16 protein-coding genes are annotated in these 15,202 nt (G+C 73.8%); 7 read left to right on the forward strand and 9 right to left on the reverse strand.

The genetic code is table 11. From position 1 onward, the window contains the following. Positions 1–13: 13 nt before the first annotated feature. On the forward strand, positions 14–508 hold the full coding sequence (locus tag ECOMGDLI_RS01745) for a hypothetical protein (RefSeq protein WP_088313006.1): 495 nt from the start codon (positions 14–16) through the stop codon (positions 506–508). Here ECOMGDLI_RS01745 and ECOMGDLI_RS01750 read toward each other — a convergent pair. The 6 genes from ECOMGDLI_RS01750 to ECOMGDLI_RS01775 all read right to left on the reverse strand — a co-directional run bounded on the left by ECOMGDLI_RS01750 (position 491) and on the right by ECOMGDLI_RS01775 (position 4,983). Beyond that, the gene (locus ECOMGDLI_RS01750) at positions 491–1,114 is read right to left on the reverse strand and encodes a hypothetical protein (RefSeq protein WP_088313008.1); all 624 of its coding nucleotides are present in this window, start codon (positions 1,112–1,114) and stop codon (positions 491–493) included. The two genes, ECOMGDLI_RS01745 and ECOMGDLI_RS01750, sit on opposite strands and share 18 nt — an antisense overlap. Next, on the reverse strand, positions 1,114–1,995 hold the full coding sequence (locus ECOMGDLI_RS01755) for a hypothetical protein (protein WP_088313009.1): 882 nt from the start codon (positions 1,993–1,995) through the stop codon (positions 1,114–1,116). Before ECOMGDLI_RS01755 ends, ECOMGDLI_RS01750 begins: the two co-directional genes overlap by 1 nt. Next, on the reverse strand, positions 1,995–2,858 hold the full coding sequence (locus tag ECOMGDLI_RS01760; RefSeq protein ID WP_198954440.1) for an ABC transporter ATP-binding protein: 864 nt from the start codon (positions 2,856–2,858) through the stop codon (positions 1,995–1,997). Before ECOMGDLI_RS01760 ends, ECOMGDLI_RS01755 begins: the two co-directional genes overlap by 1 nt. Beyond that, on the reverse strand, positions 2,855–3,676 hold the full coding sequence (locus ECOMGDLI_RS01765) for a hypothetical protein (protein ID WP_143447434.1): 822 nt from the start codon (positions 3,674–3,676) through the stop codon (positions 2,855–2,857). Before ECOMGDLI_RS01765 ends, ECOMGDLI_RS01760 begins: the two co-directional genes overlap by 4 nt. Further along, a complete protein-coding gene (locus ECOMGDLI_RS01770; protein WP_088313033.1) occupies positions 3,673–4,236 on the reverse strand; it encodes an RNA polymerase sigma factor in 564 nt (187 codons plus the stop codon). The genes ECOMGDLI_RS01765 and ECOMGDLI_RS01770 overlap by 4 nt, the downstream gene beginning before the upstream one ends. A gap of 96 nt (positions 4,237–4,332) precedes the next feature. Further along, positions 4,333–4,983: a TetR/AcrR family transcriptional regulator gene (locus ECOMGDLI_RS01775; RefSeq protein ID WP_088313015.1), complete on the reverse strand. Its 651-nt coding sequence runs from the start codon at positions 4,981–4,983 to the stop codon at positions 4,333–4,335. A gap of 81 nt (positions 4,984–5,064) precedes the next feature. On the opposite strand from ECOMGDLI_RS01775, the gene ECOMGDLI_RS01780 reads away from it, so the two are divergent. Further along, positions 5,065–5,667 carry a bifunctional 2-polyprenyl-6-hydroxyphenol methylase/3-demethylubiquinol 3-O-methyltransferase UbiG gene (locus ECOMGDLI_RS01780; RefSeq protein ID WP_088313017.1) on the forward strand — a complete coding sequence of 201 codons (603 nt, stop codon included), beginning with the start codon at positions 5,065–5,067 and terminating at the stop codon, positions 5,665–5,667. Between the two features lie 263 nt (positions 5,668–5,930). Next, on the forward strand, positions 5,931–7,310 hold the full coding sequence (locus ECOMGDLI_RS01785; protein WP_088313035.1) for a glycoside hydrolase family 6 protein: 1,380 nt from the start codon (positions 5,931–5,933) through the stop codon (positions 7,308–7,310). Positions 7,311–7,385: 75 nt separating this feature from the next. On the opposite strand, the gene ECOMGDLI_RS01790 is transcribed toward ECOMGDLI_RS01785, so the two are convergent. After that, complete coding sequence (locus ECOMGDLI_RS01790; protein WP_158220846.1) at positions 7,386–8,318, reverse strand: LysR family transcriptional regulator; 933 nt, start codon at positions 8,316–8,318, stop codon at positions 7,386–7,388. A 171-nt stretch (positions 8,319–8,489) separates the two neighbouring features. Here ECOMGDLI_RS01790 and ECOMGDLI_RS01795 point away from each other — a divergent pair, with 171 nt between their 5' ends. After that, positions 8,490–9,386, forward strand: coding sequence for an intradiol ring-cleavage dioxygenase (locus ECOMGDLI_RS01795; RefSeq protein ID WP_233153260.1), 897 nt, complete (start codon positions 8,490–8,492; stop codon positions 9,384–9,386). A gap of 47 nt (positions 9,387–9,433) precedes the next feature. Beyond that, a complete protein-coding gene (locus ECOMGDLI_RS01800) occupies positions 9,434–11,200 on the forward strand; it encodes an FAD-dependent monooxygenase (protein ID WP_088313037.1) in 1,767 nt (588 codons plus the stop codon). 104 nt (positions 11,201–11,304) lie between these two features. Here the strand turns inward: ECOMGDLI_RS01800 and ECOMGDLI_RS01805 are convergent, their stop codons facing one another. Next, entirely contained in the window at positions 11,305–11,802 is a 498-nt protein-coding gene (locus ECOMGDLI_RS01805; RefSeq protein WP_143447435.1) for an NUDIX hydrolase, read from the reverse strand. A gap of 62 nt (positions 11,803–11,864) precedes the next feature. Between ECOMGDLI_RS01805 and ECOMGDLI_RS01810 the strand changes: the two genes are divergently transcribed. Next, positions 11,865–12,344, forward strand: a complete 480-nt coding sequence (locus tag ECOMGDLI_RS01810) for a hotdog fold domain-containing protein (RefSeq protein ID WP_088313024.1) — start codon at positions 11,865–11,867, stop codon at positions 12,342–12,344. 115 nt (positions 12,345–12,459) lie between these two features. Here ECOMGDLI_RS01810 and ECOMGDLI_RS01815 read toward each other — a convergent pair whose 3' ends face one another. Beyond that, positions 12,460–14,445, reverse strand: a complete 1,986-nt coding sequence (locus ECOMGDLI_RS01815; RefSeq protein ID WP_088313025.1) for a non-reducing end alpha-L-arabinofuranosidase family hydrolase — start codon at positions 14,443–14,445, stop codon at positions 12,460–12,462. 370 nt (positions 14,446–14,815) lie between these two features. Here ECOMGDLI_RS01815 and ECOMGDLI_RS01820 point away from each other — a divergent pair. Beyond that, positions 14,816–15,202, forward strand: a 387-nt coding sequence (locus ECOMGDLI_RS01820; protein WP_198954442.1) for a MerR family transcriptional regulator, incomplete at its 3' end; no start/stop codon positions are given.

Below are 15,202 nucleotides of genomic sequence, written 5' to 3' on the forward strand. Positions count from 1 at the left end.
GCACAACAGCCTCATGAAGACCACATCAGGACGTCGCACCGACCGGGCCGGGCTGCCGGCGCTCGCTCCCCGGTCCTGGGTCCCTCACGGGTGGGGGCTGCTCTTCCTCGCCGCGGGCCTGTGGACGCTGCTCGGTGCGGTTCCCGGGCTCGTCGACCCCGCGGCCGCGTACCAGCGCTTCCACGCCGGCCCGGTGACCGAGGACGTCCTGGCGCTGTTCCGCGGCTCCTCGGGCCAGACGTTCCTCTTCGGGGTGGGCTACGTGGTCGCCGCCTTCGCGCCCCGCCGTCATGCGCTCGTGGTGGCCCTCGGCGGAGCAGGCAAGGCGGTGTACGCGGTCCGCCTGCTGTCCGAGGCGGCTGCCGGACAGGCCGGACCGCTCACCCTGGTCGCCGCGGTCGGCGATCTTGCGTTCGTCGCCGCGTTCGTCGCGTTCTTCGCCACCGGCATCACCGCGCGCCGTGCGGTCGACCGGCCCGCCGGGCCTGCGTCAGGGGCGACCCGTTGACACGCGCAGACGCCACCACGGTGCGTCCGCCAGGGCGGCGACGAGCAGCGCCGCGGCGAGGGCGCCGGTGACGGCCCAGCCGACCGTGCTGAGGTGCCAGCCGGTCGCGGACGTCGTCCCGTAGGGGAAGACCGCGAGCTGCTCGTCGAACGGCCGGACGAGCGCCCACGCCGTCACCGCCGGCACGACGACGCCGGCGAAGACGAGCCCGGGGGCCTCCTCGCCGCGCGCGCGGCGCCAGCACGCGACGGCGGCGCCCACGGTGATCGCGACCAGACCCTGGACGAGGACGGCGCGCGGGTGCCCGAACCCGGCGTCGTCGCCGGTCCGGTGCACCGCGAGCACCCAGGCGAGCACGAGCACCAGCACGGCGGGGCCGCGGGCGGCGGCCCGCCAGGCGAGCCCGCGAGGGGCGGTGTCGACGACGGCGACGGCGACGTCGTCGAAGCACCAGGCGGTCGCCCCGGCGAGCAGGCCGACCGCCGTTCCCTGGAGCGGCCACAGCGCCCACGGGTCGCGGCGGACCAGGTCCATGAGGAGCACGACGAGCCCCGCCGCCAGGGCGACCCGGCCCCACGGGACCGCCCTGGCGGCGTGGCCGAGCATCAGCAGACCTGGCAGACGTCCGGGTCCACGACGCTCTCGGTGAAGCCGACCGTCATCGTGAGCAGCCCGAGGACGACGGCGGCGCCGGCCAGGCCGAGCGCCGTCGTCCGCAGCCGCGAGCGGTCCGACTCCGGGTCGTGCAGGACGGCGAGGACGACGCCGAGGGCGCACAGGGTCGCGAGGTAGAGCAGCCACAGGTACGGGTTGCCGGGCACGGTCGTGAAGTGGTGGGTGCCGGGCCCCCCGTCCGGGCTCTGGGTGAGGAAGTAGGTCCAGAACCAGAACACCCGGTAGCGCTGCTCACCGAGCAGGCCGCCCTGCAGCAGGATCGTCACGGTCACGAGCAGCACCACGGCCACCGCGGCGACCCCGCGCCGCGGCAGGTACCGGGCGAGCAGCAGGCCGAGCAGCGGGCCGCCGACCGCGCACAGGACGCCGTCGCCGAACATCTGGGCGTAGACGAAGGTGTCGCCGATCCCTGGCGGGACGACGTACCCGGCGGGCGGGTGCACGTTCCAGGTGACGACCGCGGCGACGAACGACAGCAGCGCCACCGAGAACGGGACGACCGTCGCGCACGCGAGGGCGAGCGTCCGGGTCCGCTCCGGGACGGCGACCGCGCCGGCCGCCTCGGCCGCCCGGTCGGACCGGCGGGCCAGCCCGAACATCACTCCGACGCCGAGCAGCCCGAGCAGCGCCGCCGGGGCGATCATGTAGGACGCGCTCGACGTCGGGTCGCCGTCCAGGTCGAGGACCATGACGACGGCGACGGCGAGGGTGAGCGCGGCGCCGAGCCAGAACGGCTTGGCGCGCAGGTAGTTCCGGATCTCCTGCCGGGCGAGCACGCCCAGGATCGGTCCGGTCGCGGTGACGGTGCTCATCAGGTGACTCCTTGTCTCGTGCGCCCCTCGGAGCGGAGCAGCAGGTACGCGTCCTCGACCGACGGGTCGACGACGCAGGAGTCGGGAGCGGGCTGTCCCCCGACGGACCGGACCAGCCCGGTTCCGGTCTTCCAGGTCTGGACCGCGCCAGTGGAGGCGCTCGGTCCGAGATGGACACGGCCGGCTGCCGTGGCCAGGAGCTCGGTCACCGTGCCGTCGAAGCGGATCGCCCCGGCGTCGATGACGAGCACTCGGTCGCACAGGGCCGAGACGTCCTCGGTCTGGTGCGTCGAGATCAGGACCGTCCCCGCGAGGCCCGAGAGCAGGCCTCGCAGCGACGCGCGCTGCTCGGGGTCGAGCCCGGTGGTGGGCTCGTCGAGGACGAGCAGCTCGGGGGCGCCGATGAGCGCCTGCGCGATGACGACGCGGCGGCGCTGGCCGCCGGACAGCCTGGACAGCCTCGTCGCGCCCCGGTCGCCGAGGTCGACGAGGTCGAGGACCCGCCGCACCTCCGCGTGCCGCGCGGCGGCGTCCTTCCACTCCTTGAGGACGGCGACGTAGTCGAGGAAGCCGGACGCCGTCATCCCGCGCGGCAGCGTCACCTCCTGAGGGCAGTAGCCGAGCCGGCGCCGGGCCTCGACCCGGTTCACGTGCGACGCGGTGACGTCGAAGCCCGCGATGACGATCCGGCCGGTGCTGGGTGGCAGCGCGGTGGACAGCAGCCGCAGCAACGTCGTCTTGCCGGCGCCGTTGGGGCCGAGCAGGCCGACGACGCCGGGCCGCAGGTCGAACGACGTCGGCCGGACGGCGGTCGTCCCGCCGTACCTCTTGGAGACCTGCTCGAAGGTCGCGACCACGCTCACAGCTCGCCTCCCTGCAGCCGCAGCGTCGAGGTCCGCAGCACGAGGGCCCCGGCGAGGACCAGCCCGGCCGCGACGAAGCCGGCCTGGGCCAGGGGTTCGGTGAGTGGGTCGACCGTGCCGTTCGTCCGGACCACGACGACCAGACCTGTCCACAGCGCGCAGACCATCGCCCCCGCGACCTTGGCGTCCCACCAGGTGAGCAGGACCAGGGCGCCGAGGGTCAGGCCGAAGGACGGCGCGAGCCAGACCCAGGCGAGGTCCTCCATCGCCGGCACGACGAGGCCGATCGCCGCGGTCGACGGCAGTGCGACCGCGAGCGCGGCGCAGGCCCGCAGCAGCGCGAGCCGGAGCTTGCTGTACGGCGTCGGCGCCGCCAGCTCGCGCAGCGGGTCGAGGGCGTCGTACGCCGCGACGATGGCCAGCACGGGCCCGAGCGGCGCGGCCGCCAGGAACACGGTGTGCTGGTTCACGGGGCCGAGCCCGGCGAGGCCCACGAGGCAGGCGCAGGCGACCGCGAAGCCGACCGCCACCGCCCACGGCACGAGCAGCGAGTCCGCGCCCGAGAGGGCGACGAGGTCGTCGTCCCGCGCGCCCAGGCGCCGCAGCAGCCGCACCGGGGCGGACGGCGCCGGCACCGTGATCGTGGCCCGCACGTCGGCCCACACCCGTTCCGCCGTCGCCGCCGGGGCGTTCCGCCGGGCCGTGGCCCGGCACTCGGCGCACCGGGCGACGTGGGTGTCGACGGACGCCTCCGCCGCCGCGTCGAGCCGCCCCCCGACGTACGCCTGCCAGACCTGGTCGTCCACGTGCCAGCTCATGACCACGCCTCCCCGCGCACCAGCTGCTCGCGCAGCCTGACCTTCGCCAGCCGGACCCTGCTCTTGACCGTGCCCGCAGGGATCCCGAGCAGCTGCGCCGCCTCCCGGGTCGACAGCCCGTCGACCACGGTCGCTTGCAGCGCCTGCCGCAGCTCGGGCGACAGCGCCCGCATCGCGTCGCCGACCGGTCCGTGCTCGACGGCCACGAGCACCTCGTCCTCGGCGCTGCGGACGGTCGGCGAGAGCGCCGAGAGCGCCTGCCCCGCAAGGGGTGTCGGCTGCGCGCGCAGCCGGAGCCGGGCCACGAGCCGGCGGATGGCGATCCCCCACAGCCAGGCTCCGACGTCCCCGTCCCCGCGGTACGCCTGCGGTCGCTGCCAGACGGCGACGAACGTGTCGTGCAGCGCCTCGTGCGCCAGGTCCCGGTCGGGCGTCCGGCGCATGAGCCGCAGCAGCAGCCAGGCCGAGTGCCGCTCCACGAGCTCGCGCAGGGCGGCCTCGTCCCGCTCGGCGACCAGGCGGAGGAGCCCGGCGTCGCTCGCGTCGGAGTGCGGCTGCATGGCCACACTGTCGCGCGCGGCACGGCGATCGGATCACCTCGGGCCGAAGTTTCTGCGGCGGTCGTCGGGAGGGCCTGGCCTTTCGTCGTCCGGCCGTCAGCCGTCGAGCAGCGTCGCCGTGAGCGTCGTCCGCAGCCAGTCCTCGTACGCCTGCGCCGTCCAGCCCCAGTCGACCCGGAGCATCCGGTGCACCTCGGGGCTCGTCGTCGTCCACAGCACGGCCGCGGCCTCCTCCGTCGTCCGCCCGTCGCGGAACCCGCCGTGGGCGGCGACCCAGCCGGCGACGGCGAGCATCGCGCCCCGGCGCTGACGGAGCTGGAGGTCCTCGCGCAGCGCCGCGGCGTCCGGGTCGACCGCCGCCGCGCCGCGGAGGATGTCGTCGGCCGGGCGGATCCGCTCGAGCTGCGTCGTCACCCCCGCGGCGAACATCTCCAGCTGCCGGCGCTGGTCGGGTTCGGCCCGCATCGCCTGCGGACCCTCACGGTCGAGCAGCGCGACGTCCGCGTCGTCGCCGCCGATGACGACGTCCATGACCTCCTTGAGCAGCGCGAGCTTGTTCCCGAAGAGGTGCAGCACGGTGTCCGCCGCGACGCCGGCCTCCGCGCCGACCGCGGCGATCGTCGTCCGCGGGTAGCCGCGCTCGACGAAGAGCCGCGAGGCGGCGTCGACGACCCGGCGCCGGGTCTCCCGGGCCTGGGCCTCGCGCGCCGGGGAGCTGTAGCCGCGGGTCTTGACCGGTCTGGACATCGAGGGCAGTCTACAGATATTCGATCCAGTGCCACTGGAGTGAATTGACAGCGGTGCGGGGCACTGCGGAGAAGGGGCGTCATGACCATGGGATACGTCCTCGCCTACCGGTTGGGCATCGCGCCCTGGGAGCGCGCCGGCGAGGAGGGGGCCGAGCAGCTCGACGCCCTGCTCGGCCGGGAGGAGGTGCGGACGCCGCCCGGTCGCGCGCTCGACCTCGGCTGCGGTCGCGGGGCGCACAGCGTCGAGCTGGCCCGGCGCGGCTGGGAGGTCACGGGCGTGGACGTCGTCCCGCGGGCGCTCGCGGCGGCGCGCGAGCGGGCGGCCGGTGCGGGGCAGCAGGTGACGTTCCTCGAGGCCGACGTCACGGCGCTGCCCGAGTCGGTCGGGCGCGGGTACGACTTCGTCCTCGACGTCGGCTGCTTCCACGGGCTGACCACGTCGCAGCGTGCGCTGCTCGGCCGCGGGATCGAGCGGGTCACCGGGGTCGGGGCGACGATGCTCGCGCTGTGCTTCGCCCCGGGCGGGCGGGGGCCGCTGCCACGCGGGGCCGCTGCCGCCGATCTCACGGCCGCGTACCGCGGCTGGTCGGTCGTCGACGAGGAGCCGGCCGAGACCGCGGGCATGCCCGCGCCGCTGCGCCGCCGGGCGCCCGTCTTCTACCGGCTGCGCCGCGACGCCTGAGGCCCGCCGGACGCCGGGTGCCTGCCGCCCGGCTGCTGCCCGTCGCACGCGGCCCCTTGGTCGGGATTCAGGGCTCTTGACGTGATCGTCGTCATCGAGTGAGATGTCCTATGACCGGGAGCGCTCCCAGTGGGCTCCCAGCCGCGTGCGACGGCGCCCTCGGTCGATCGTGCGGCGTCGCGCGGAGAAGGCGTGCGCGCCGTTTCCGTCGCGATGCTGCGCGGGCCAGGCGCAGGGTCGCTCCTGCGTGAGGAGCTCCCGTGATGAGACGTCTGCACCACCCGCCGTCCGCAACGGCCCCGACAGGGCAGGTGCCGTCCCACCGGCACCGCCGCCGGCCCGCCGTCCTCGGTGCGCTCGTCGCCGGCGCGCTCGCGCTGAGCGGTCTCGCCACCGCTCCCGCGGCGCAGGCGCACGACGGCCACGACCGGTCGACCGCGTTCTACGTGCCGCCGCCGGACCCGGGCGCCCCGGCGCAGATCAAGGCCCTGCGCAAGGCCGGCGCCCGGGCGGACGCCGCACGCATCGAGGCGATGATCGAGACCCCGCAGGCCGTGTGGGTCAACGGCGGCACGAGCGACGCGCGGACCAGGGCCGACGTCGCCGCCGTCGTCCGCCGCGCCGCGGCGAAGCGCACCGTCCCCGTGCTCGTCCTCTACAACATCCCCTACCGGGACTGCGCCCAGTACTCCTCGGGCGGCGCCTCGAACGCGGCCGAGTACGCGTCGTGGGTGCGGGCCGTCGCGAAGGGCATCGGCGGCCGCCGGGCCGTCGTCCTGCTCGAGCCGGACAGCCTCGGGATCATCCCCTGGTACACCCCGGTCGGGCAGACCTCGCCGGAGTGGTGCCAGCCGCAGGTGGACGGCGCACCGGCCCCCGAGGCCGACCCGCAGACCCGCTTCGCCGAGCTCAACGACGCAGTCGACGTCCTCACCGCCCTGCCGAAGGTCGACCTCTACCTCGACGGCACGCACAGCGGCTGGCTCAACGTCGGCGACATCACCGACCGGCTGCTCAAGGCCGGCGTCGAGCGGGCGGACGGCTTCTACCTCAACGTGTCGAACTACCAGTACACGGTGAACTCGCAGTTCTACGGCACGTGGATCTCCTCGTGCCTGGCGTGGGTGACCCGGGTGACGACGCCGGCCTCGGTCGGCGACTGCCCGAACCAGTACTGGAACGGCGGGCCGACGAACGGTTTCAACGGCGTCGCGCTGAGCAAGTACGGCGAGTGGAGCGACACTGCGACGCAGGCCGACCTCGACACGGCGTCGATCACGGCCCGCTACGCGACGATGCTCGCCGGCGTCACGCCGACCGCGCGCTTCGTCGTCGACACGAGCCGCAACGGCCTCGGGCCGTGGGAGCCGCCGGCCGGCGTCTACCCGGACCCGCAGGACTGGTGCAACCCGACCGGGCGCGGCCTCGGCCCCAGGCCCACGACCCGTACCGGGAACCCGCTCGCCGCGGCACTGCTGTGGGTGAAGATCCCCGGCGAGTCCGACGGGCAGTGCAACCGGGGGGTCGCCGGCTCGACGACCGACCCGGAGTGGGGCGGCATCGTCGACCCCGCGGCCGGTGAGTGGTTCGGCGCGATGGCCCTCCAGCTGTCCCGCAACGCCGTCCCGCCGCTGCACCGCTGACCCGCCTCCCGGACGACCGCCGTCCGTCGGCCGCACGGTCTCCCAGGACCGCGCCCTCCGGCTGACGGACGGCGGTCACGAGCGGGGGCGCCTGGCCAGCGCCGGCCCGAGGACGTCGGGCTCGGGCGTCGACATCGCGAGCCGGAGGAACCGCCGGGTCACCGGGGACGGCGCGCTGCCGCGGCGCCGGACGAGCGCCGTCTCGACGACGGGGGCGTTGAGCCGCAGCGGCACCGCGACGGCGCCCTCGCCGCAGACCGACCCCGCGCTCGCGGGCAGCACCGACACCCCCAGACCCGCACCGACGAACGCGACGACGGTCTGGGCCAGGCCGACCTCGCGGACGTCGGGCTCGAACCCGGCGAGCCGGCAGGCGGCGACGAGGTGCGGGTGCAGCGCGCCGCGCGGCGTCCGGGTCGGCGCCAGGAACGTCTCGGCCGCGAGCGAGGCGAGGTCGGCGCGCTCGCCGGACGCCATCGGGTGCGCCCGCGGCAGCACCGCGACGAGCGGCTCCCGGTCGACGACGGCGACGTCGAGGTCCCGGTCGACGGGCGGCTGCGGCAGCAGGTGGACGAGCCCGAGGTCGCAGCGCCCGGCACGGACGTGCTCGACGACCTCGTCCGGCCCGGCCTGCACGAGGTCGACGGTGACGTCCGGCAGGTCCGCGCGGAGCTGGGCGAGCAGCGGCGGCAGCACGCTCCAGGCGCTCGCGGCGACGAACGCGAGCCCGAGCCGGCCGGTGCGGCCCTGCCCGACCCGGCGGACGGCGTCCGTCGCGGCGTCGACGCCGGCGAGCAGCCGCCGGGCGTGCACGAGCAGCTCCTCCCCGGCCTCGGTGAGCTCGACGCCGCGGTTGTGCCGCCCGAGCAACGGGACGCCGACCTCGTGCTCGAGCCGGGCGAGCTGGGCCGACAGCGGCGGCTGGGTGATGTGCAGTCGCGCGGCGGCCCGGGTCACCGACCGCTCCTCGGCGACGGCGACGAAGTAGCGCAGCTGCCGCAGCTCCACGGGCACCTCCTGTCGGAACACCCCGTCGGACACCCTGCCGAACACCTTGCCCATATGTCCGACGTATGGCCAGCCCTGCAAACAGGTATTGGACGTATGGACGACGGGCGCGCGACAGTGAGGGCGGTCACACGACGGGCCGGCCGGTCCGTCGCCGGACGAGGAGGTCCCGTGAGCACCGAACCAGCCGGCGCGTCGGACGACGCGCTGCAGGCCGGCCGCGAGGCGGCGGTCACCGCGGCGGTGCTCGCGTCGTTCGAGGGTGCGGCCGACGACCGCTACCGCGAGGTCATGCAGTCGCTCGTGACGCACCTGCACGCCTTCGCCCGCGACGTCCGGCTCACCCAGGCCGAGTGGGAGGCCGCGGTCGGCTTCCTCACCCGCACCGGCCACATCACCGATGACCGGCGGCAGGAGTTCATCCTCCTGTCCGACGTCCTCGGGTTCTCGATGCTGACGATCGCGATCAACGCGCCGGTGAGCGCCGGGGCCACCGAGTCGACCGTCTTCGGGCCGTTCTTCGTCGCCGACGCCCCGACGATCCCGATCGGCGGCGACCTGTCGTTCGGGGCCAAGGGCGTGCCGTGCCACGTGTCGGGCCGGGTGCTCGGCACGGACGGCGCCCCGCTCGCCGGGGCGTGGCTCGAGGTCTGGCAGTCCGACGAGGACGGGTTCTACGACGTCCAGTACGCCGGGGACGTCACCGCCGCCCGCGGCCGCCTGCAGGCGGACGACGAGGGCCGGTTCGCGTTCTGGAGCGTGCGGCCCGCCGCGTACCCGATCCCGGACGACGGGCCGGTCGGCGACCTGCTCAAGGCCGCCGGCCGCGGGCCGATGCGCCCGGCGCACATCCACTTCATGGTGAGCGCGCCCGGCCACCGCACCCTCGTCACCCACATCTTCGCCGCGGGCGACGAGTACCTGACGAACGACGCCGTCTTCGGCGTCAAGGAGTCCCTCGTCGCCGACTTCGCCGACCACCCGGCCGGCACCGCCCCCGACGGCCGGGTCCTGCCCGGCCCGTGGGCCGACGTCACCTTCGACCTCGTCCTCGCCCAGGAGACCTGATGACCGAGCCGACGGCGTCCACCCCGCCGGAGCGCAGCCCGTCCCGGATGCCGACCGTCACGTCGTCCGACCACGACGTCGAGACCGACGTCCTCGTCATCGGCAGCGGCCCGGCGGGAGGCTCCGCCGCGCTGTTCCTCGCGACCCTCGGCGTCGAGCACCTCGTCATCACGAAGTACCGGTGGACGGCGAACACCCCGCGCGCGCACATCACGAACCAGCGGACCATCGAGATCTTCCGCGACCTCGGCATCGAGGCGGACCTGCTCGCCCAGGGCACGCCGCACCACCTCATGGGCGACACCGTCTTCTGCACGAGCCTCGCCGGGGACGAGATCGGCCGGGTCCGCACCTGGGAGACGCACCCCGCGCGGGAGGCCGACTACCTGCAGGCGAGCCCGTCGCCGAACGCCGACATCCCGCAGACGCTCCTCGAGCCGATCCTCATCGGTCACGCGGCCGCACGGGGCAGCCGGATCCGGTTCGACACCGAGTACCTCGGCCTCGAGCAGGACGACGCCGGCGTCACCGTCACGGTGCGGGACAGGGTGTCCGGTGCGGTCTCGACGATCCGCGCCAAGTACGTCATCGGCGCGGACGGCGGCCGCAGCGCCGTCGCGCGCGACGTCGGCCTGCCCTTCGAGGGCCAGATGGACATCGCCGGCAGCATGAACATCGTCTTCCACGCCGACCTCACGCAGTACGTCGAGCACCGCCCGAGCGTCCTGTACTGGGTGCTCAAGCCGGGGGCCGACATCGGCGGGATCGGCCTCGGGCTCGTGCGGATGGTGCGGCCGTGGAACGAGTGGCTCGTCGTCTGGGGCTACGACATCAACCAGCCGCCGCCCGAGGTCGACGACGAGGCCGCGATCAAGATCGTGCACGACCTCGTCGGTGACGACACGATCCCGGTGACGATCCGGTCGACGTCCCTGTGGGGCAACAACAAGATGTACGCCACCCGCTACCGGGCCGGCCGGGTCTTCTGCATGGGCGACGCGACCCACCGGCACCCGCCGTCAAACGGGCTCGGCTCGAACACCTCGGTGCAGGACGCGTACAACCTCGCCTGGAAGCTCGCCCTCGTGCTCCGCGGGACGGCGGGCGAAGGGCTGCTCGACTCCTACGACGCCGAGCGGGCGCCGGTCGGCAAGCAGATCGTGCTGCGCGCCAACAAGAGCATCGAGGAGTTCGGGGCGATCTTCGAGGCGCTCGGGATCACCGACACCTCCGACCCCGAGGTGATGCGCGCCCGGATCGCCGCCCGCGCGGACGACACCCCCGAGGGCGCCGAGAAGCGCCGCGCGCTGCGGCTCGCGCTCGAGCTCAAGGACTACGAGTTCAACGCCCACGGCGTCGAGCTCGGCCAGCGCTATGCGTCGTCCGCGGTCGTCGCCGACGGCACGCCCGAGCCGGCGTACACCCGCGACCCCGAGCTCTACTACCACCCGACGACGTGGCCGGGCGCCCGGCTGCCGCACGTCTGGCTCGGCCGCGGCGGCCACAAGGTGAGCACCCACGACCTCGCCGGCAAGGGCCGGTTCTGCCTGCTCACCGGCATCACGGGCCAGCCCTGGGCGGACGCCGCCGAGAAGGTCGCCAAGCTGCTCGGGGTGGACCTCGTCGCGCACGTCGTCGGCCCCGGCCGCGAGTACGAGGACCTCTACGAGGACTGGGCCCGCGCCCGCGAGGTCGAGGAGGACGGCTGCGTCCTCGTCCGCCCCGACGCGCACGTCGCCTGGCGCTCGCAGGGCCGCGTCGCCGACCCGACCGCCGAGCTCGAGGCCGTGCTCCGGTCGCTGCTCTCCCGCTAGCCGCACGCCGTCCGGCCCGTACCGCAGTTCGTCACAAGAGCGCTCCCAGCGCCGACACGCCACGTCCGAGGGCCGTTCGTGCGTGCTGCGGTACGCGTGCCGGGCTACGGCTGCTGGCGGACGCCGCCCAGCACCGCGGCGACCGCCGTCCGGACGACGTCCACGAGCACCGGGTGCGCGGCCGCCCCGCTCGCGAGCAGCTCGTCGGCGGTGAGCCACGCCGTCCCCGTGGTGAACTCGGCCTCGGTCCCGGTGAGCCCGTCGAACGCGGCGACGGTGCCGTCGGGCACCCGGACGGCGAAGAAGAGGCTGTCCCGCACGACCGGCTCGCCGCGCCACGTCAGCGTGAACGTGTGCCGCGCGAGCCGAGGCGTGACGTCCGCCGGGTCGACGACGATCCCGGTCTCCTCGCGCAGCTCGCGGACCGCCGCCTCGAGCGCCGTCTCGCCCGGCTCGAGGCCGCCGCCGACCGAGAACCAGAAGGCCGATCCGGGGCGGGCGGGGTCGGTACCGCTCAGCAGCAGGACCCGCCCGTCGGACCGGACCGGGAGCATCCGCCCCGAGGTCCGCACCTCGTCGGGGCGGGTCGCCGGCTCGTCCACGACCGGCACCCTACCGACGCACGGTCTGGTTAAGTTACCCACCGGTAGCCTAGAGTCCCCGCATGCGCGTGCTCTCGATGTGGACGGCGACGAGCCGGGTCCGGGTGGGTCGCTTCGCCGTCGGCAAGGCGGTCTTCTCGAAGGCGTTCGCGCTCAAGGCGCCGTACTTCGCGACGGTCCGGCCGCGGTTCGTGGCGCTGCGGCCGAACTACGCCGAGCTCGTCGTCCCCAAGCGCCGCCGGGTGCACAACCACCTCAGGACGGTGCACGCGATCGCGCTGTGCAACGGGCTCGAGGCGGCGATGGGTGCGCTCGCCGAGGTGAGCATCCCGGCGGACAAGCGGTGGATCCCCAAGGGGATGGAGGTCGCCTACACCGCCAAGGCGACGAGCGACATCACGTGCATCGCCGAGACCGACCCGCAGCAGTGGACCGGCGACGACCCCGACGTGCCGGTCCGCGTGCGCGGCGTCCGGGACGACGGCACGGTCGTCGTCGAGGGCGTCATCCGGTTGTGGGTCACGCCGCGCCCGGCGCGCTGAGGGCGCAGGCGGCCGGCCGGTTCCGCCGGGACGACGAACGGCGCCGCGGTCGACCGCGACGCCGTTCGTCGTCCGGAGGTCCGTCAGCCGGTGGGCTGCGTCGACCTCACACCGTTCATCGCTGCAGGGTGAGCAGGCCGGGGCGGTACGGCAGGAGGCCGTAGTCGCCGCCCGAGCTCGGGGAGCGGCCCTGGTAGAGGAACTGCAGGTTGCAGGCGTCGACCGTGTTGGTCTGGTCGGCGCTGGTGCGGATCAGCTCCCCGTGGCTGATGTCGTTGGTCCAGGTCGCGCCGCTGTTGGCCTTGCCGGCGAAGGGGTTGCCCTCGGTGGCGGCCTGCGGTGTCCACGTCCCGCCCAGGCTGGTGGCCGTGAAGGAGCGGAAGTAGCGCCCGTTCGCCCCGATCGCCTCGACGATCATGAGGTAACGGTTCTGGCCCTTGAGCTTGTAGACCTGGGGGGCCTCGAACAGGTTGTTGGTCGTGTCGCTCATGACCACCGTCGAGGTGGACCCGAAGCTGCCCGGGAAGTTCCCGATGGGCATGCTGGCCCGGTAGATGCGGCCGTTGTCGCCGGCGAAGAACAGGTACATGTTCGTGTCGTCACCGATGACGGTCTGGTCGATGGGGCCGGTCCCGGAGTTGGTGATGGATCCGGTGAACAGGGTCTGCGCGGCCGACCACCCGTTGGCGTTGGCGGGGTTGCTGGAGGTCTTGTACGAGAACGTCGTCGGACCCCACTGGTAGGCCAGCACCCAGATGTTCTTCGGCGCGAAGTAGAACAGCGACGGTGCGACCGTGCCCTGGGACATCGCGTTCTGGCTGCTGGAGCCCAGCTGCGACCAGTCGGTGATCGGGCCGAAGTTCATCGACCCCCAGGACGTGCCGGTGTCGTGCGTGGTCGCGTAGACCAGGTGCCCGCCGTTGTACGGAGCGGTCGAGAAGTCCTTCAGCGAGACCCAGCCCGACCTCGGGGTGGCCAGCGGGCCCGTCGACGACCAGCGGTAGGTCGACGGCAGGCTGCAGGTCGTCCCCGTGGTCGGGGTCGTGGTCGGTGTCGGGGACGTCGTCGCGGTCGGGGTCGTGGTGGCGGTCGGGGTCGCGGTGGGGTTCGACGTCGGCGCCGCGGCGTTGAGCGCCGCGAGGGTCGACGTGTACGCGGCCTTCTTGTTGCCGCTGCCGTCGAAGAGCAGCGGGGTGCTCGAGGCGAGCCAGGAGTCGGTGTCCCGGACGCCCCAGACGGTGATGCCGGTGCAGCGGGCGACCGCCAGGCAGGCGTTCACGACACGGCTGTAGTCGTTGGCCTGGGTCGTGCCGGACCCCTGGATGTCGAGCTCGGTGATCTGGACGTCGACGCCGAGAGCGGCGAACGACGAGATCGTCGTCTGGTAGTTGCTCGGGACCGGGGACTGGGCGTTGAAGTGCGACTGGAGGCCGACGCAGTCGATGGGCACACCGCGGCTCTTGAAGTCGCGGACCATGGCGTAGACCGCCTGGGTCTTGGCGTGCGACCAGTTGTCGATGTTGTAGTCGTTGTAGCAGAGCTTGGCGCCGGGGTCGGCGGTGCGGGCGGCGCGGAACGCGGCCTCGATCCAGTCGTTGCCGGTGCGCTGCAGGTTGGAGTCGCGGCGGGCGCCGCTGCTGCCGTCGGCGAAGGCCTCGTTGACGACGTCCCAGGCGTAGATCTGGCCGCGGTAGTGGGTGGCGACCTGGGTGACGTGGTTGAGCATCGCGTTGCGCAGCGAGGTGCCGGACATGTTCTGCATCCAGCCGGGCTGCTGGGAGTGCCAGGCCAGGGCGTGGCCGCGGACCCGCTTGCCGTTGGACCGGGCCCAGTTCAGGATCCGGTCGCCGTTGGTGTAGGTGAACTGGTTCTGGTTCGGCTCGGTGGCGTCCATCTTCATCTCGTTCTCGGCCGTGATCATGGTGAACTCACGGTTCGCGATCGAGGTGTAGGTGCCGTCGTTCAGCTTGTTCGCCGCGATGGCCGTCCCGAAGTACCGGCCGCTCTCCGCGGCGGAGGCCCCGAGGGTGGTCGCGGCGCTGGCGGGCAGCTGCATGGCCAGGACGGTGGTGGCCGCGAGCGTGGCCACCGCCCCGGCCATGACGCTCTTGGTGCGCCGTCTACGGGTGGCACGCCCCGCGTGCCCGTTCAGCTCAGTCGTCGTCATGAGACTGCTCCCTGCCTCTTCGAAGGGGAGACGACGGCGCCACTGCCGGCGCCGACGCGCGACCGGCCGTGCCGTCGGAGGCGACGGACCGGGCGCTGCGCACGACCGCGGGCCGGCGAACGTGAGCGATAGGAGTGTTTCCTCACAAGACACGCCATGTCAATCGTTATCGATAACGTTATCGACATTTAAATGCGCCCGATGTCGACCGTTATGTCGCTCAGGTAGGGGCGGCCGGAGCCGTCGGGACTGTCGGCGGTCCGCGGTTGACTCTCGACCTGGTCGAGACACGAGGGTCGGACAGGTGGAGAGCACGTACGGGATCGGTGAGATGGCCCGGGCGACCGGGCTGTCGGTGAGCGCGCTGCGGTTCTACGACCGCGAAGGGCTGCTCACCCCGGCGCACGTGGACCCGCGGTCCGGCTACCGGCGGTACGCGGACGAGCAGGTCGCGGTCGGGCGGCTCGTCGCCCGGCTGCGCCGGGTCGGGCTCCCGCTCGCCGACGTCGGCCGGGTGCTCGCGCACCCGCACGACCAGGCCGTCGTCGGGGCCGTGCTCGGTGCGCACCTGCACCGGCTCGAGTCCGGCCTCGCCCTCGCCCGGCGCGAGCTCTCCGCCGTCCTGGAACAGCTCCGGGACGACCTCGACGACCAGGAGACCTCGATGACCACCCCGACCACCCCGGCCACC

Source organism: Kineosporia sp. R_H_3 (genome assembly GCF_002198675.1).
Lineage (GTDB): Bacteria > Actinomycetota > Actinomycetes > Actinomycetales > Kineosporiaceae > R-H-3.